Below are 18365 nucleotides of genomic sequence, written 5' to 3'. Positions count from 1 at the left end.
TGCTTTATTGATAATTAAAATATTCGTCTAATGTAAAAAATTAATTTTTATATTTGAAGAACTACTATTGTAAACAAGCTAAAATAATGAGTACATTTTATTACAATTCCCCACAAGAAGAGTACGATGCTATTGTTGTCGGAACTGGAGTTTCTGGTGGATGGGCAGCAAAAGAACTTTGCGAAAATGGATTAAAAACATTGGTTTTGGAACGAGGCCGTATGGTAAAACATGTGGAAGATTATCCAACTGCTAATTTAGATCCGTGGGATTTGCCAAATGGAGGTGCAGCTTCCAGAGAAACTAAAGAAAGAAAATTTAAACAAAACAGAACTGGTTATACCGTAGGTGGAGCTAGTGAACACTTTTTTGTTGATGACATTAAACATCCTTATAATGAAGACCGCCGCTTCGATTGGATGCGTGGATATCATGTAGGAGGACGTTCTCTTATGTGGGGTAGACAGAGTTACCGTATGGGAGATATCGATTTTGAAGCAAACCTTAAAGATGGGATTGCCGTAGATTGGCCAATACGTTACGATGAAATAAAACCATGGTATGATAAAGTTGAAGAATTTATTGGGGTAAGTGGAACAAATTTAGGATTGGATATCCTTCCTGATGGAAAGTTTTTACCTCCAATGGATTTAAACTGTGTGGAAGATCACTTTAAAGATTCTATTGAAGAGAAGTTCGGAGATCGTAAAATCACTATCGGTCGTGTAGCTCATATTACAAAAGGAACAAAAGAAGGAGACGGGAGAGGTCCTTGTCAATATAGAAATAGATGTATTAGAGGATGTCCTTTTGGGGCTTACTTTAGCAGTAACTCATCTACATTGCCAACTGCAGAAGCGACAGGAAATATGACGCTTCGTCCAAATTCTATTGTACATGAAGTAATGTATGATGCTGAAACTGGAAAAGCAACAGGAGTACGTGTTATAGATGCGGAAACTAAAGAGACAATGGAGTTTAAAGCAAAAGTAATTTTCTTATGTGCTTCTGCTGTTGCCTCTGCATCAATCTTAATGCAATCTAAATCAGATAGATTCCCTGATGGAATGGGGAATGATAGTGGCGAATTAGGACATAACTTAATGGATCACCACTTTAGAGTAGGTGCTAGCGGTAAGTTTGATGGATTCCATGATAAATATTATAAAGGAAGAAGACCTAACGGAGTTTACATACCACGTTTTAGAAACTTAGGAGGTTCTACCGATCAAAAAGACTTTATAAGAGGATACGGGTATCAAGGAGGAGCAAGTAGAGGAGATTGGTCTGAATCTATCCGTGAGCTTTCTTATGGTAAAGATCTTAAAAAGGCTTTATTAGAACCAGGTGGATGGACTATGGGAATGACAGCTTTTGGAGAAACACTTCCAGATCACAGTAACCGTATGTATCATAATTACGATATCCTTGATGAATGGGGATTACCAACAGTAACTTTTGATGCTGATTTTGGTAAAAATGAACTAGCAATGCGTGTAGATATGAAAAATCAAGCTGCAGAGATGTTAGAAGCTGCTGGGTTTAAAGATGTTTCTACTTACGATGATATTGGAGGTATGGGATTAGGAATTCATGAAATGGGAACTGCTCGTATGGGTAGAGATCCTAAAACTTCTGTACTTAATAAATACAATCAAGTACACGCGGTGCCAAATGTATACGTAACCGATGGAGCTTTTATGACCTCTTCTGCATGTCATAATCCATCTTTAGGATATATGGCATTCACGGCGAGAGCTGCTAATCATGCAGTAGAAGAACTTAAAAAAATGAATTTGTAATAAACGTATCATGGATAGAAGAAAAGCACTTAGAAATATAGGTTTAACAGCCGGTTTTGTAGTAGCAACACCTACACTTTTGAGTATGTTGCAAAGCTGTACTGCAGATAAAGCAACTTGGGTACCTGAGTTTTTTACTGCTGAAGAAGGAGTTGCGCTTACAAATATTGTAGATATTATAATTCCTGAAACAGATACTCCATCTGCATCACAAGTTAATGTACCTCAGTTTTTAGATAAGTATGTTAATGAGGTGGAGACATTAGAGACTCAAAAAAAATACCGTAAGAGAATGGCTGGTTTAGTGAGTCAGCTAAAAGAGAAATACAATGAAGATTTAAGTGATATAACTCCAGAACAATATGAGGAGATTGTTGCTGAAAATCTTAAAGTATCAGAAGATAAAAGGAAAGATTTAAACAAACGTATCAGTATTGAAGGTAATGAAGTTGAAATCGGAACTACAGAAAATAAAGTAGAAGACAATGAAGCGCTTGCTTTCGGAATGATAAACGACCTTCGTTGGACTACTATCAATGCATACAAAAACAGTCAGAAAATAGGTGAAGAAGTGTTAGCTTACGATCCTGTTCCTGGAGTTTATAATGGATGTATGACAGTAGAAGAAGCTACTAAAGGTAAAGCCTGGTCTTTATAGACTCAGGATTTAGTTAAATTTTGCAATAAAAAACCTCTTCATTATTTTTATATGAAGAGGTTTTTTCATTTGTATAAGTTTATTTATTAGAAGTAAATTCTAATAAATGGCATAAATGGTGTTCCATAAATACTTTTGTCATCATCATATAAAACATCATAGCGTACGCCCATGGTTACATGTCCGGTATTAAAACCAACTCCAAGATGGAGTGCTGGATACCAGTATTCGTCTTTATAATCTGGAATGTTACCGCCGTAATCAAATTTTCTATTTACATGGAGTTCTTCGAATTCTGCAGAAAGTTGAATCTCTCTGATTGGGTTGTAATATCCTAAGACACTTGCTCCAAATACGGTGGCGGTATAATTATGGTCATCGCTGTATGTAAAATTTAAACCTACACCTGTTGCAAACTTATCATTTACTCTGTAAATAGCACTTGGAGTAATGGAACCGCTAAAAAAGTCGCTTCCAAACCCTAATCCTATTCCACCTCCAAAGCTAACATTGTCCCAAAAATGTGGACTTCTATAATTTTGAGTCATTTGAGCAGAGGCAAAATGAGTAATTCCTAACATTATAAAGAATAAGATGTATTTTTTGAAACGGGTATTGTTATAAATATGCATATTGGTAATTTTTATCTTATAAATATATTAAAACATTGTATCAATTTTCTCAAATATTGTACTTTTGTATAAATTTTGTCTAATTAGAGACATTGAAAAGAAAACATGGATAAATATTCCTTTTTAAATGCGGCAAATACCGCTTTTTTTGCGGATTTATACGATCAATACTTAATTAATCCGGATAGTGTAGAACCAAGTTGGAGAGCTTTCTTTCAAGGTTTTGATTTCGGAATAGAAAGTTCAGATTCAGAAGGCGGAGAAGCCATTTCAGAAAATGATACTGTTTCAGTCAAAAATCCTAGTACAGGAGAAAAGATTGATATTCCTCAAGATGTATATAAAGAATTTCAAGTTGTACGTCTTATAGATGGTTATCGAAGCAGAGGACATTTGTTTACCAAAACAAATCCTGTAAGAGAACGCCGAAAGTATTCCCCTACATTAGCAATCGATAATTTTGGATTAGAAAAATCAGATTTAAATACCGTTTTCAATGCTGGAGATATTCTAGGAATTGGAGCATCTACATTGCAGGAAATCATAGATCATTTAGAGTCTATTTACTGTGATGCAATCGGGATTGAATATATGTACATTCGTAATCCAGAGCGTAAGCAATGGATTCAAGAGTGGTTGAATGTTAATGACAACCATCCTAAATTTGATGATGATTCTAAAAAGAATATTCTTCGTAAATTAAATGAGGCTATTTCTTTTGAGAATTTTTTACATACTAAATATGTAGGTCAAAAGCGTTTCTCTTTAGAGGGAAATGAATCATTAATTCCTGCCTTAGATGCATTAGTAGAAAAGGCTGCGGATATGGGCGTTCAACAGTTTGTGATGGGAATGGCTCACCGTGGTAGGTTGAATGTATTGACAAATATATTTGGAAAGTCAGCAAAAGATATATTTAGTGAGTTTGATGGTAAAGATTATGAGCTAGATATTTTTGATGGAGATGTTAAATACCACTTAGGTTGGACGAGTGATCGAAAAACAAATAGTGGTAAGAAAATAAACATGAATATTGCTCCAAACCCTTCTCACTTAGAAACTGTGGGAGCAGTTGTAGAAGGAATTACAAGAGCAAAACAAGATACACATTATCAAGACGATTTCTCTAAGGTTTTACCAATTGTAGTTCATGGAGATGCAGCAATCGCGGGGCAAGGACTTGCTTATGAGTTGGTGCAAATGGCGCTATTAGATGGTTATAAAACTGGAGGAACAATACATATTGTAGTTAATAATCAGATAGGATTTACTACAAATTATTTAGACGGAAGGTCGTCAACTTATTGTACTGATGTAGGAAAAGTAACTCTTTCGCCAGTACTTCATGTAAATGCAGATGATGCAGAGGCTGTTGTTCATGCAGTGAATTTTGCTTTAGATTACCGTATGAAATTCGGAAGAGATGTTTTTATAGATCTTCTTGGATATAGAAAGTATGGTCATAATGAAGGAGATGAGCCTAGGTTTACACAACCTAAATTATATAAGGCAATTTCTCAGCACGATAATCCTCGTAATATCTATGCTGATAAATTAAAGAAAGAAGGCGTTATAGACGATTCTTATGTTAAGAAATTAGAGGATGATTATAAGGCTTCTTTGGAAGAAGAGCTTGAAGATTCTCGTAAGGAAGATAAAACCGTGATTACTCCATTTATGGAAGATGAGTGGAAAGGTTTTAACCCTTGCTTGGAAGATAGAATGATGGAGTCTATAGATACTAGTTATCCAAAAGATAAATTGACTCAGATTGCAGAGAAGATAACAAACCTTCCGAAGGATAAAAAATTCATGCGTAAAATCGAGAAGCTGATAAAAGAGCGTAATAAAATGTTCTTTGATACAGACAAGCTTGATTGGGCAATGGGAGAGTTATTAGCGTATGGAACTCTTTTAGAAGAAGGCTTTAATGTGCGTATGTCTGGGCAAGATGTAGAGAGAGGTACTTTTTCTCACCGTCATGCAGTAATAAAAGTAGAAGAGTCTGAAGAGGAAATAGTATTACTAAATGAGTTAAAAGACAATCAAAATGGACATTTTGATGTTTACAATTCACTTCTTTCAGAATATGGAGTGGTTGGATTTGATTATGGTTATGCCATGGCGAGTCCAAATACTTTAACAATATGGGAGGCTCAGTTTGGAGATTTTAGTAATGGTGCTCAGATAATGATCGACCAATATATTTCTGCTGCTGAAGATAAATGGAAAATCCAAAATGGATTAGTAATGTTGCTTCCTCATGGTTATGAAGGTCAGGGAGCGGAGCATTCTTCTGCAAGAATGGAGCGTTACTTACAGTTGTGTGCAAAAGACAATATGTTTGTTGTTGATGTTACTACACCTGCCAATTTATTTCACCTATTAAGAAAGCAGATGAAGGCTGATTATAGAAAACCTTTAATCGTCTTTACTCCTAAAAGTTTATTGAGACATCCTAAAGTGGTTTCTTCAGTAGATGAATTTGTAAATGGAAGCTTCCAAACCGTTATTGATGACGCTGAAGCCGAAGTTAAAAAGGTGAAAACTTTAGTATTCTGTACAGGTAAATTCTATTATGATTTATTAGATGCTAAAGAAAAAGAAAGTAGAGATGATGTGGCTTTAGTAAGGCTAGAGCAATTATTTCCATTGCCATCTACAGAAATGCGTAAGATAATGGATAAATATAGTAATGCAGAGGAAGTGGTTTGGGCACAAGAAGAGCCAAGAAACATGGGTGCTTGGAGTCATTTATTATTACATTTTGAAGAGGCTAGAACTTTTAGAGTAGCTTCAAGACGTTTCTATGCAGCTCCAGCAGCAGGTAGTGCAACACGTTCTAAGCGTAGACATCAGCAAGTAATTGAATATGTTTTTGATAAATCCAAAGACAATATGCAACGTAAAGCTAAATAAGAGTATATTTATAATAACAAGACAATAAAATATAAAACTAAATAGAAGAATAATGGTTTTAGAAATGAAAGTTCCCTCTCCTGGGGAATCGATAACAGAAGTAGAGATCGCAGAATGGTTGGTTGAAGATGGAGATTATGTTGAAAAAGATCAAGCAATTGCTGAAGTAGATTCTGACAAGGCTACCTTAGAATTGCCAGCGGAAGCTAGTGGGATTATTACACTAAAAGCGGAAGAAGGGGATGCAGTAGCTGTAGGAGCAATTGTATGCTTAATAGATACTTCTGCTGAAAAACCTGCTGGAGGAGATGATGCTCCAAAAGAAGAAAAAGTAGCTAAAGAAGAACCTAAAAAAGAAGCAGCTCCAGCTGAAAAAGCACCGGAGAAAAAAGAAACATATGCAACTGGTACTGCAAGTCCAGCTGCAAAAAAAGTACTTGCTGAAAAAGGAGTAGATCCTAAAGAAGTTAAAGGTACAGGTAAAGACGGACGTATAACTAAAGACGATGCTGTAAAAGCAACGCCTTCTATGGGAACTCCAAGTACTGGAAGTCGTGGTACTGAGCGTAAAAAATTATCAATGTTGAGACGTAAAGTAGCAGAGCGTTTAGTTTCTGTGAAAAACGAAACAGCAATGCTAACTACTTTCAACGAGGTGGATATGAATCCTATCTTCGAATTGCGTAAGCAGTATAAAGAAGAATTTAAATCTAAGCACGGAGTAGGACTTGGGTTTATGAGTTTCTTTACATTGGCAGTAGTACGTGCATTAAAAATGTATCCTTCTGTTAATTCAATGATTGACGGTAAGGAAATGATAAGCTACGATTTCTGTGATATTAGTATCGCAGTATCTGGACCAAAAGGATTAATGGTTCCTGTAATTAGAAATGCAGAGAACTTAAGTTTTAGAGGTGTAGAAGCTGAGGTGAAAAGATTAGCGATCAGAGCTCGTGAAGGTGAAATTACAGTAGATGAAATGACTGGTGGAACTTTTACAATAACCAACGGAGGAGTTTTTGGTTCTATGTTATCAACACCAATAATCAATCCGCCACAAAGTGCTATTCTTGGAATGCATAATATTGTAGAGCGTCCAATCGCTAGAGATGGAGCTATTGCAATTGCGCCAATAATGTATGTTGCATTGTCTTATGACCACCGTATTATTGATGGTAAAGAGTCTGTTGGATTCTTAGTAGCAATAAAAGAAGCATTAGAAAGTCCTGAAGAGTTATTGATGGATGGAAATGTTAAGAAGGCTTTAGAGTTATAGTATTTTAAAAATAACTTATAAAATAGGAAACGCCCGAACTGAAATTTAGTTCGGGCGTTTTTTTGGTTTTGGTTGGCTAATATATGTATAGGATTATTAAATAGATAAAACCAAAAATATATTCAGAAGAAATGTAATCATTGCAAGAGCAATAATTATAACCGCTAAATGAATGTCGTTTGAGTTTTTGCTAATTTGGTAGTTAATGTCTGTCTTCATGGCCCCGATTGTTGATTTGTGTAAATGTCTATATAATATAGTGTCAAATCAACAGGAAATTCCCCCTTTTTAAAGAGGGTAACTTACAGGAAAATTAGTTAAATGGATTAGGATATTTAAGGTTTTAAATAAAGCGTCTTTTTATTGTAGTCGATCACAGCTTTAGCTCTTTTAAGAACATCAGCTCCAATGATGCCGTGCACAGGAAGTGAGTTATGAACTGTAAGAGCAGAATTTACATGGGTAAGATCAAAAAGAACAATTTTAAGCTTTTTCCGTTTCCAGCTTTCAATCTCTAAAACATTCTTTTTAGAAACTTGTGTTAGCATATTAGTGGCGCCAGCACCAGCAGCTTTAACTTCAGAATCCTCTGTTTTCAGGTTAAAATGTTCAATACAGTCAAAGCCAATACAGGTGTTTGACGCTCCTGTATCTAGGATAAACCTTCCAGTAACACCGTTAATTTTAGCTACAACTTCAAAATGATTTGTTTTAGTGAGTGTTAGCGGGGTTTTAATATATCCCTTCAGTAATAATAATTTTTTTAGGCTTTGCATTATCTCTTTAGTTTTATGCAAATATAGCCGTTTAAACTATTATTTTTGCAGCATGGTTTTTACAGATACACATACACATTTATACAGTGAGGCTTTTGATGATGATCGTGATGAGATGATTAAAAGAGCGATGGATGCAGGAATAGAACGTTTTTTTGTGCCTGCAATAGATTCTACATATACAGAAGCGATGTTAAAGTTAGAGGCTAGCTATCCTGAAAATGTTTTTTTAATGACAGGATTGCATCCAACTCATGTAAAAGACAACTATAAAGAGGAGTTAGCTCATATTGAAGAGTTGCTGGCGAAAAGAAGTTTTTATGCTATTGGAGAAATAGGAATAGATCTTTATTGGGATAAAACTTTTTTAAAAGAACAGCAAGCAGCTTTTAAGCATCAAATTCAGTTGGCGAAAAAATATAAACTTCCTATAGTTATTCATTGTCGAGATGCTTTTGATGAGGTTTTTGAAGTTTTGGAAAGTGAAAAGGGAGATAATCTTTATGGTATTTTTCATTGTTTTACGGGAACATTAGAGCAGGCAAAACAGGCAGTTTCTTATAATATGAAACTTGGTATTGGCGGTGTGGTAACATTTAAAAATGGAAAAATAGATACTTTTTTAAATGAAATTCCTCTTTCAGAAATAGTTTTAGAAACCGATGCGCCTTATTTAGCGCCTACTCCATATAGAGGGAAACGAAATGAAAGTTCTTATTTAACACAAGTAGCTGGAAAATTAGTAGATGTTTACGGTAGTTCTTTGGAAGAAATCGTAACAACTACGACTAATAACTCTAAAGAAGTATTTGGAGTTTAACAAGCTTTTAAAGTTAAAGTAAACTAAATTTTGTTTTTTTGCCATTAAACTTAGAATCGAGTGATAACGATAGACGATATAAGACCTTATTATGATACCGAAGTAAATGATGCTTTACTGCAATTCATGAAGCATCCCATGGTGCTTGCTATGCTTCAATTTACGTTTCCAGATAAGGAAGTAGATGAAATTATGGAGATAGCAAAGAGTTGTCATTCTATAAGAGATTTCCAAACTAAGATAATATATAATAGTGTCCGTATGGTGCTCGAAAAGAGCTCTGAAGGTTTTTTTACTTCCGGTTTTGATAAATTAGATCCAAATGAGTCGTACTTGTTTGTTTGTAATCATAGGGATATTATTCTTGACACATCTTTATTGAATGTCGCTTTGTACGAGCATGATTTGGTGATGACGGCGTCTGCAATTGGTGATAACCTTGTTAAAAAACCATTTTTAATGGCTTTATCTCGATTGAATAGAAATTTTTTAATCAAGAGGGGTTTGTCACCAAGGGAAATGCTTAAGAGTTCTAAGTTGGTATCTTCCTATATTGGAGATTTACTTCAGCAGGAAAAAAGATCTGTTTGGATTGCGCAAAGAGAAGGGCGTACTAAAAATGGAGATGATCAGACACAGCAGGGAGTATTGAAGATGTTAGCATTAGCTAGTGATGAAGCTGATGTGATGGATTATTTTAAGAAATTAAAAATTGTTCCAATAGCCATTTCTTACGAATACGATCCAACAGATATCTGGAAAATGCCAGAATTAATGGCGAAACATAAGGAGATTGAGTATGTGAAATCTAGTAATGAAGATTTTAATAGTATATTAAAAGGAGTTACTGGAAAGAAAAAACGTATTCAAATTACTGCTGGCGATGTTCTTTCTGATGAATTAGACCTTATTAGAGATAGCGGAGAGCCTAATAATAAGCAGTTTCAGATGTTAGCAGATATTATTGATGAAAAAATACATCTAAATTATAAATTGTGGCCTTCTAATTATTTAGCGTATGATATGCTTAATAATACTACAAGATTTGAATCTAAATATACAGACAAAGAAAAGCGACAATTTAATAGACGTATAAAACGCAGGGTGCAGGCAGCGAATGAAATTGAATTACAAAATTTTTTAAGCATGTATGCTAATCCTGTTACGAATCATTTAAAACATAAAGCGATTGCAGGCTAGAATATTACTTATTTATACAGGAGGAACTATTGGTATGGTTAAAGATTCTGCCACTGGTGCTTTGCATGCTTTTAATTTTGATAAATTATTAAAGAGCATCCCAGAGCTTTCCCTTTTAGATTGTAATATAAATACAGTTTCTTTTGATGAGCCTATAGATTCCTCAAATATGAATCCGAGTTCATGGGTTCATATTGTGGAGATTGTTGAAGAGCGATACGAAGATTATGACGGATTTGTAGTGCTTCATGGAAGTGATACGATGAGTTATACAGCATCTGCTTTAAGCTTTATGTTAGAAAATCTTTCAAAACCAGTTATTTTTACGGGATCTCAACTTCCAATTGGAGATTTACGTACCGATGCAAAAGAGAATTTAATAACTTCTATTCAGATTGCATCATTGAGAAAAAATAATAGTGCGGTTATTAGAGAGGTTTGTCTTTATTTTGAATATAAATTATACAGAGCAAATAGAACAACAAAAATAAATGCGGAGCATTTTCAGGCATTTGCTTCTTTAAATTATCCACCATTGGCGGAAAGTGGTGTTCATTTAAAGGTTAATTATGAATATTTGTTGAAGCCAACGCGTAAAAAATTGAAGATCCATAAAGAAATGGATGTAAATATAGCTTTGGTAAAATTATTTCCTGGGATTACAGAGAGTACATTAAACTGTTTGTTATGCAATCCAAATACAAAGGCTATTATATTAGAAACTTATGGGGCTGGAAATGCTCCTACTGAAAAATGGTTCGAAGAATTATTAGAAAAGGCCATAAAATCAGGTAAGATAATTGTGAATGTAACGCAATGTTCCGGTGGAAGTGTAATAATGGGACAGTATGAAACGAGTTCTCACTTACGAAAAGTAGGTGTAATTAGTGGAAAAGATGTAACAACCGAAGCTGCAATCACAAAATTAATGTATCTTATGGGGAATAATATTCAACGTAAAGTGTTCAAAACCATATATGAAACACCTTTAAGAGGTGAAATGTCTTAAAATTAACGGCATAAATTTTAACAACTAAAAAAAAATTCGTTATTTGGCAGTCTAAAGCTATATGAAATATAGAGAGGTGGCCGAGTGGTCGAAGGCGCACGCCTGGAAAGTGTGTATACGTCAAAAGCGTATCGAGGGTTCGAATCCCTTCCTCTCTGCTGTAGTTTTTAATGTTTAATAACATTTTTTTTTTATCTTTAACCCTATTAACGAACAAATTTAAGTTTAGAAGAAATGAAAAGACTATTCTCTATGCTGGCGATTGCCGGATTATTGGCTTTTAATGCAACAACTGCCAACGCAAAGGATTTAACTCCAGTTGTGGCTGATCAAATCTCAGAAATTGTTGCTATTGATGATGCTTCAACAGCACTAGTACAAGATGAAGCTCCTGCAGCTGAGTCAAAAGGATTCCAACAAGTCCTTAAAGAAAAATTTATCCAAGGGGGCGCAGGCTTCATGGGTATTGTACTTTTATGTTTAATCTTAGGATTAGCTGTGGCTATCGAAAGAATTATATTCTTGAACATGGCAACTACAAACACTAAAAAGCTTACTCAGAAAGTAGAAGATGCATTAGCGTCTGGAGGAGTAGAAGCTGCTAAGGAAGTTTGTAGAAACACAAGAGGTCCTATTGCATCTATTTATTATCAAGGTTTAGACAGAGTTGACGAAGGAGTTGATGCTGCTGAAAAAGCTGTTGTAGCTTATGGTGGTGTACAAATGGGTCAATTAGAGAAAAACGTTTCTTGGTTATCTCTATTCATCGCAATTGCGCCGATGTTAGGATTTATGGGTACTGTAATCGGGATGATTCAGGCCTTCGAAAAAATTAGTGCTGCTGGTGGACTAGATGCATCTCTTATTGCAGGAGATATTCAAGTTGCCTTATTAACAACAGTATTTGGTCTTATTGTGGCTATTATACTTCAGATTTTTTACAACTACATTATCGCTAAAATTGATAGTATAGTTAACAGCATGGAAGATGCTTCAATCATCTTAGTAGACATGTTGGTAGATCACAAAAAATAATAAGCACTTAATATAATTAATGATATGTATAAAATAGCTAAAATATTAGCGATAATACTTAGTGTGATCGGATTAGTGCTGTGGGTTCTTATAGCGCAAAATGACGACAACGAAGGTTTTATCGGTATAATGATTAATCTAGGAATATGGTTAACTGTTATTGTTGCTGGAATTACATTTATTTTTTCAATAGTAGGTCTAGCATCTGATGCAGATAAATTGAAGAAAGCATTAATTTCTGTTGCTGCTTTTGCTGTAATCGTACTAGTTAGTTACTTCGTATTTGCTAATGGATCAGATGTAAATCTACAACAAATGGCAGATAGAGGAATCGATGTTACAGAAGGGACTGTTAAAGCTGTTGATGCAGGTTTATGGACTTTCTATATATTGGCTGTACTAGCTATACTAGCAATGGTAGTAGGAGGATTTAAGAAACAATAACAATAAAAACAATATAAAATGGCAAGAAGAGGAGCACCGCCTGAAGTTAACGCAGGTTCAATGGCAGATATCGCTTTCCTACTTCTGATCTTTTTCTTGGTAACAACAACTATAGAAACAGATGCAGGATTAGATCGTAAGTTGCCACCAATAGAGCCGCCAGAAAATCCGCCAATTATTAAGCAGAAAAATATCTTTACGGTAGTTGTTAATAAAAACAACGACTTACTTGTTGAAGAAGAAGTGATGGACCTTAAAAACCTTCGCGAAGCTGCTGTAAAATTTTTGGATAACGGTGGAGGAACAGGAGAGAAAGGAGAGCCTTGCGACTATTGTAAAGGAGCAAAAAATCCTGAGTCTTCAGATCACCCAAGTAAAGCTATTATTTCTTTACAGAATGATAGATTAACTGAATATGGGACGTATATAGCAGTACAGAATGAATTGGTAGCTGCTTATAATGAGTTGAGAAACAGAGAAGCGCAAAGACTTTATGGTAGAGATTTTACGGAAATGAATGATACTTATTTAGATCCTAAAACTTCAGATGCTATTAAAGATGAGCTTAAGCCTAAGTTAGAGCGTATTCAGAAAATGTATCCTCAAAAATTATCTGAGGCTGAACCAAAAAATAACTAATTAAATTAGTACAAGCTATTATGGCAAAATTCACAAAGAAAAAGAAAGGGGATTTACCTGCGGTTTCAACCGCATCATTGCCGGATATCGTTTTCATGTTGTTATTTTTCTTCATGACCGTTACCACAATGAAAGATAGTTCTCTTATGGTTAAAAATGAATTGCCTTATGCTGATCAAGTTCAAAAGCTTGATAAAAAAGACAGGGTAATTTATATCTATGCAGGTAAACCTAGTCAACGTTACCAAGAGAAATTTGGAACAGCAGCAAAAATTCAATTGAATGATAAATTTGCTGATGTTTCTGAGGTAGCTAACTATGTACTTGCTGAAAGAGCTTCAAAGCGTGAGGAGTTGCAAAACGTACTTACAACTGCTTTGAAAGTTGATAACGAAACCAATATGGGACTCGTTTCGGATATTAAACAAGAATTGAGAAAAGTTAATGCATTAAAAATTAACTATACTACCAAAGGTGGTAGTGCTTTTCAAAACTTAAAGTAATAATCCATTTCGGTTAAACTTATATTTAAAAAACGCTTCTTTCCAATTGGATATGAAGCGTTTTTTATTTTAATTACTTTTATAAATTATTAAAACTGACTTCATTGAAAAGAATTATTTTCTTCTTTTTATTATGCTTTAACTCATTGCTTTGGGCGCAACAAGATTCTCTTGTAGTGGTAGAAGCAGATGAAAAGTATTTTGAAGACCAGTTTTATTTCGGTATTAATTATAACTTGCTAACACAAGCGCCTAGCGATATAGGCCAAAGCAGTTTCTCTTATGGAATTATTGGAGGTTTTATTAAAGACTTACCAATTAATAGGAGAAGAAATATTGGGTTAGGTATTGGTGCCGGATTATCTTTTAATGCTATTTATAGTGATTTATTAGCTACAGAAGAAGCAGATGGCACTATTACGTATCAAAAAGTGCCTGATGATGTTTCTTATAACAGAAATAAGCTTTCTATGAGTTTTGTAGAAATCCCAATTGAATTTCGTTGGCGTTCTTCAAGAGCAGAAGATTATCGTTTTTGGCGAATATATGGTGGGGTTAAGTTGTCTTATTTAATTTCTGGAAATTCTAAGTTTATTACAGACGATGAGACAATCAAATTTTCAAATAAGGATATAAGAGACTTGCAATACGGAATCTATATTAGTTTCGGATATAATACGTGGAATTTCTATGCGCAATATGATCTTACCAATGTATTTGAAGATGATATATATACTATCGATGGTGAGCCTGTAGCTCCAAAAATATTTAAAGCAGGATTAATATTTTATATATTATAACCAGTACCCAAAAGTTAAGAACTGGGTAACAACTCCTAAAAACATTCCAACCATTATTTCAGCATAATTATGAGACTTTAAATAGAGTCGTGCGGTAGCTATTGTTCCCAGCAACAAGATTAATAATGCAATGCCAAAAGTAATGTTGATTTCATAATGAAAAGATAGGCCTAAAATAAACGTCGCTAAGCCGCTAATTCCTATCATATGCATACTTGCTTTAAAATTGAAGTAAACCATAATTAAACAGCTTATAAGTGCTCCCAAAATTCCAATAAAGAAGAAGTAAAGTTCTATCGAAAAATTTATTGTAGCTACTTTTTTTAACGTTATATAAATTAATATAATACATAAATAGAGCGGCACTTTCCTTTCTTTTACGTTGCTCAGACTATTTGTAGTTATCCATCCTAAGTTTTTTAATAGTAAAAAGAATATAAATGGTATTACTACGGTGATAATTAGTATTGCTAAAAGAATTAATTTTCTGGCTTCTGGCGGGTTGTATTTTGGTGATATAAGGAAATACAGTATCGTACCTGCTAGCGGTAAGAAAATAGGATTAAAGATGTGGCTAATTAACTTTGAGAATAATCGCATTAAATTTCTTTTCTTAAGCGGGCAACAGAGATGTTAAGTTGTTCTCTATATTTTGCTACAGTTCTTCTAGCTATTGGGTATCCCTTTTCTTTCAATATTGCAGCAAGTTTATCATCTGTTAGAGGTTTTCTTTTATCCTCTTCATTGATTACCGTTTCTAATATTTTCTTTATTTCTCTCGTAGATACGTCTTCTCCTTCATCATTTTTCATTGATTCAGAAAAGAATTCTTTAATCAATTTTGTTCCATAAGGAGTGTCAACATACTTACTGTTTGCAACTCGAGAGACTGTAGAGACATCCATTCCAATTGTGTCGGCAATATCTTTTAAAATCATGGGTCTAAGTTTACGCTCGTCCCCAGTTAAAAAATATTCCTCTTGGTAATGCATAATGCAGTTCATGGTGACATATAGTGTCTCTTGCCTTTGTTTTATAGCATCTATAAACCATTTTGCCGCATCTAATTTTTGTTTTATAAACTGTACGGCGTCCTTTTGCGACTTAGATTTTGCTTTGGTGTCTTTATATCCTTTAAGCATGTTATTATACTCACGAGATACGTGTAGCTCTGGAGCATTTCTTCCATTTAAAGAAAGGTCCAGCTCCCCATCAATAATTTTAATTGTAAAATCGGGAATTACATGCTCTACAATTCTGTTATTACCAGCATACGAACCGCCAGGTTTAGGATTTAGCCGTTCTATCTCATGAATGGCATCTCTTAATTCCTCTTCAGTAATATCGTATTTCTGTATAAGCTTGCTGTAGTGTTTCTTAGTGAATTGCTCAAAAGATTTATCTAATATCTCATACGCAAGTTCTATGCTCTTGGTGGGTTCTTTCCTGTCAAGTTGTATAAGCAAACATTCCTGTAAGTCCCTTGCACAGACTCCAGCAGGATCTAACTGTTGTACTACTTGAAATATTTTTTCTACCTCACTTTCTTCAGTAAAAACATTTTGGGTAAAGGCTAAATCATCTACAATATCTGGAACAGATCTTCTTATGTATCCACTTTCATCAACACTTCCAACAAGAAATTCAGCGATATCTCTTTGGTCGTCATTCAATCTAAAGGTGTTTAGTTGATTTATAAGATGTTGGTGAAAAGATGTTCCCGCTGCATAAGGCACAGATTTATCTTCATCGTCACTGCTGTAGTTGTTAGCTTGTAGTCTATATTCAGGTACTTCATCATCACTAAGATATTCATCAACATTTATGTCTTCAGCATTTATAGACTCACTATCATAATCATCTTCTTGAGTAGAGTTATCGATATCGTCATTATCATAATCAGTAGTATCATCCTTACCGTTTTCTAAGGCAGGATTTTCCTCAAGCTCTTGTTTTAAGCGTTGCTCAAAAGCTTGTGTCGGCAACTGTATCAGTTTCATTAACTGTATCTGTTGCGGCGATAATTTTTGCGATAATTTAAATTGTAAGTGCTGTTTAAGCATATGTCTTGTAACCTTTATATAAAAATAAAAAAACTAGCTTTATGAAATGGCTTCACAAGCTAGTTTTATTACTGTATAGTGTTAATTTATTCTAAAATTCTGCACTTTGTGGCGTTCTTGGGAAAGGAATAACGTCTCTTATGTTAGTCATTCCAGTAGCAAAGAGCACTAATCTCTCAAAACCTAAACCGAAACCACTGTGAGTTGCAGTACCAAATTTTCTAAGATCTAAGTACCACCATAGTTCTTTTTCATCGATTCCCATGGCTTTTACCTTTTCCATAAGCACGTCGTAGCGCTCTTCTCTTTGAGCTCCACCAACAATTTCACCTATACCAGGGAAAAGAATATCCATAGCTCTTACCGTCTTACCATCTTCATTAGCTCTCATGTAAAAAGCTTTTATGTCCGCTGGATAATCAAATAATATCACTGGAGTTTTAAAATGCTTTTCTACAAGGTAACGCTCGTGCTCACTTTGTAAATCTGCTCCCCATTCTTCAATAATATAATTGAATTTCTTCTTCTTATTAGGTTTGCAGTTCTTTAAAATATCTATAGCCTCTGTATAGCTAACTCTTTTAAAGTTATTATCTAGAACAAAATGAAGTTTTTCTGTGAGCTTCATTTCGCTTCTTTCTGCCTGTGGTTTAGTTTTTTCTTCGTTTAGTAATCTTTCTTCTAAAAACTCAAGATCTTCTTTGCAATTGTCTAAAGCATATTTAATAACATACTTTATAAAGTCTTCAGCCAAGTCCATATTTCCGTCTAAATCTAGAAAGGCAACTTCTGGCTCAATCATCCAAAATTCCGCTAAATGTCTAGAAGTATTGGAGTTTTCTGCTCTAAAGGTAGGTCCAAAAGTATATACTTTCCCTAATCCCATAGCATATGTCTCTGCTTCTAGTTGCCCAGAAACGGTAAGATTTGTTTCCTTTCCGAAGAAATCTTCTTTATAGTTTATCTCGTTGTCTTCTGTAAGTGGTGGGTTTTTAGGATCTAAAGAAGAAACTCTAAACATCTCTCCAGCACCTTCAGCATCAGAACCTGTAATTATTGGTGTATTAACATAATAAAATCCATTCTGATTAAAGTATTGGTGAACAGCAAAAGAAAGTGCAGATCGAACCCTCATTATAGCGCTAAAAGTGCTTGTACGTACTCTAAGGTGTGCTTTTTCTCTAAGAAATTCTAAAGAGTGCTTTTTTGGTTGAATAGGATATTCATCTGGATTTGCTTGCCCTAATATAGAGATGTCTTTTACTTGAATCTCTACATTCTGACCTTTACCTTGGCTTTCTACCAGAGTACCAGTGATACTTACGGCAGCTCCAGTATTGATTTCTTTAAGGATTTTTTCTGAAGTGTTTTCAAAATCAACAACACATTGTATGTTGTTAATCGTAGAACCATCATTCAAAGCAATAAAACGATTACTTCTAAAAGTACGGATCCATCCTTTAACGTTCACCTCTTGAAGAAGTTTGTCTCCTCCAAGTAGTTCTTTTATACTATCTAATTTCATTATGAGTTACTTCAATAAGTGAGGAAGCAAAGATAAAATTTTAAAGCTACATATAAACTCAATAGCCATTAGAAAATTTTATTTATTTATCACGTAATATTAATTTTTCATTAAATACATTAATTTTAATGTATTTAGTAATTGTTGAATGTATTTTTTTTGTACATTTAACATAACAATAAGAAATTTAAGATAATTTTATAATATAAAAATAGGGATTTTTCCTGTTGTGTATTTAATATTAATTTCTACCTTTGTAGAAAA

Annotated in this window: 17 protein-coding genes and 1 tRNA gene; 13 read left to right on the top strand and 5 right to left on the bottom strand. The window is 34.3% G+C overall.

What is annotated here, in order from left to right; genetic code table 11:
* Window positions 1-86 precede the first annotated feature (86 nt).
* Window positions 87-1802, top strand: coding sequence for a GMC oxidoreductase (locus JM658_RS01005; RefSeq protein WP_236957365.1), 1716 nt, complete (start codon window positions 87-89; stop codon window positions 1800-1802).
* A 10-nt stretch (window positions 1803-1812) separates the two neighbouring features.
* The gene (locus tag JM658_RS01000; RefSeq protein WP_236957364.1) at window positions 1813-2460 is read left to right on the top strand and encodes a gluconate 2-dehydrogenase subunit 3 family protein; all 648 of its coding nucleotides are present in this window, start codon (window positions 1813-1815) and stop codon (window positions 2458-2460) included.
* A gap of 86 nt (window positions 2461-2546) precedes the next feature.
* Here the strand turns inward: JM658_RS01000 and JM658_RS00995 are convergent, their stop codons facing one another.
* Window positions 2547-3092 (bottom strand): alpha-ketoglutarate decarboxylase, encoded by a 546-nt coding sequence (locus tag JM658_RS00995; protein ID WP_236957363.1) that lies wholly within the window; start codon window positions 3090-3092, stop codon window positions 2547-2549.
* A gap of 105 nt (window positions 3093-3197) precedes the next feature.
* Here JM658_RS00995 and JM658_RS00990 point away from each other — a divergent pair, with 105 nt between their 5' ends.
* Complete coding sequence (locus JM658_RS00990; protein ID WP_236957362.1) at window positions 3198-6011, top strand: 2-oxoglutarate dehydrogenase E1 component; 2814 nt, start codon at window positions 3198-3200, stop codon at window positions 6009-6011.
* A gap of 52 nt (window positions 6012-6063) precedes the next feature.
* Complete coding sequence (gene odhB, locus JM658_RS00985) at window positions 6064-7287, top strand: 2-oxoglutarate dehydrogenase complex dihydrolipoyllysine-residue succinyltransferase (RefSeq protein ID WP_236957361.1); 1224 nt, start codon at window positions 6064-6066, stop codon at window positions 7285-7287.
* A 335-nt stretch (window positions 7288-7622) separates the two neighbouring features.
* On the opposite strand, the gene JM658_RS00980 is transcribed toward odhB, so the two are convergent.
* On the bottom strand, window positions 7623-8063 hold the full coding sequence (locus JM658_RS00980; RefSeq protein WP_236957360.1) for a retropepsin-like aspartic protease family protein: 441 nt from the start codon (window positions 8061-8063) through the stop codon (window positions 7623-7625).
* A gap of 52 nt (window positions 8064-8115) precedes the next feature.
* Here JM658_RS00980 and JM658_RS00975 point away from each other — a divergent pair, with 52 nt between their 5' ends.
* From JM658_RS00975 to JM658_RS00935, 9 genes are all read left to right on the top strand, one after another.
* Window positions 8116-8883, top strand: a complete 768-nt coding sequence (locus JM658_RS00975; protein ID WP_236957359.1) for a TatD family hydrolase — start codon at window positions 8116-8118, stop codon at window positions 8881-8883.
* Between the two features lie 60 nt (window positions 8884-8943).
* Complete coding sequence (locus tag JM658_RS00970; protein WP_236957358.1) at window positions 8944-10083, top strand: 1-acyl-sn-glycerol-3-phosphate acyltransferase; 1140 nt, start codon at window positions 8944-8946, stop codon at window positions 10081-10083.
* On the top strand, window positions 10073-11092 hold the full coding sequence (locus JM658_RS00965) for an asparaginase (protein WP_236957357.1): 1020 nt from the start codon (window positions 10073-10075) through the stop codon (window positions 11090-11092). Before JM658_RS00970 ends, JM658_RS00965 begins: the two co-directional genes overlap by 11 nt.
* Before the next feature lie 70 nt (window positions 11093-11162).
* Window positions 11163-11250 (top strand) — tRNA-Ser (locus tag JM658_RS00960).
* 76 nt (window positions 11251-11326) lie between these two features.
* Window positions 11327-12127, top strand: a complete 801-nt coding sequence (locus tag JM658_RS00955; RefSeq protein ID WP_236957356.1) for a MotA/TolQ/ExbB proton channel family protein — start codon at window positions 11327-11329, stop codon at window positions 12125-12127.
* Window positions 12128-12151: 24 nt separating this feature from the next.
* A complete protein-coding gene (locus JM658_RS00950; RefSeq protein WP_236957355.1) occupies window positions 12152-12571 on the top strand; it encodes a hypothetical protein in 420 nt (139 codons plus the stop codon).
* 18 nt (window positions 12572-12589) lie between these two features.
* Window positions 12590-13210 carry an ExbD/TolR family protein gene (locus tag JM658_RS00945; protein WP_236957354.1) on the top strand — a complete coding sequence of 207 codons (621 nt, stop codon included), beginning with the start codon at window positions 12590-12592 and terminating at the stop codon, window positions 13208-13210.
* Window positions 13211-13230: 20 nt separating this feature from the next.
* The gene (locus JM658_RS00940) at window positions 13231-13713 is read left to right on the top strand and encodes an ExbD/TolR family protein (RefSeq protein ID WP_236957353.1); all 483 of its coding nucleotides are present in this window, start codon (window positions 13231-13233) and stop codon (window positions 13711-13713) included.
* Window positions 13714-13817: 104 nt separating this feature from the next.
* Window positions 13818-14513 (top strand): porin family protein, encoded by a 696-nt coding sequence (locus JM658_RS00935; RefSeq protein ID WP_236957352.1) that lies wholly within the window; start codon window positions 13818-13820, stop codon window positions 14511-14513.
* On the opposite strand, the gene JM658_RS00930 is transcribed toward JM658_RS00935, so the two are convergent.
* The 3 genes from JM658_RS00930 to asnS form a co-directional block, all read right to left on the bottom strand.
* Complete coding sequence (locus tag JM658_RS00930; RefSeq protein WP_236957351.1) at window positions 14508-15113, bottom strand: hypothetical protein; 606 nt, start codon at window positions 15111-15113, stop codon at window positions 14508-14510. The two genes, JM658_RS00935 and JM658_RS00930, sit on opposite strands and share 6 nt — an antisense overlap.
* Complete coding sequence (gene rpoN / locus JM658_RS00925) at window positions 15113-16576, bottom strand: RNA polymerase factor sigma-54 (RefSeq protein ID WP_236957350.1); 1464 nt, start codon at window positions 16574-16576, stop codon at window positions 15113-15115. Before rpoN ends, JM658_RS00930 begins: the two co-directional genes overlap by 1 nt.
* A 91-nt stretch (window positions 16577-16667) precedes the next feature.
* Window positions 16668-18101 carry an asparagine--tRNA ligase gene (gene asnS, locus JM658_RS00920; protein WP_236957349.1) on the bottom strand — a complete coding sequence of 478 codons (1434 nt, stop codon included), beginning with the start codon at window positions 18099-18101 and terminating at the stop codon, window positions 16668-16670.
* Between the last annotated feature and the right edge of the window lie 264 nt (window positions 18102-18365).

It is taken from the genome of Joostella atrarenae (assembly GCF_021764745.1).
Lineage (GTDB): Bacteria > Bacteroidota > Bacteroidia > Flavobacteriales > Flavobacteriaceae > Galbibacter > Galbibacter atrarenae.
The sequence above is the reverse complement of the archived record's forward strand: the minus strand, read 5'-3'. Positions and strand labels throughout refer to the sequence as shown.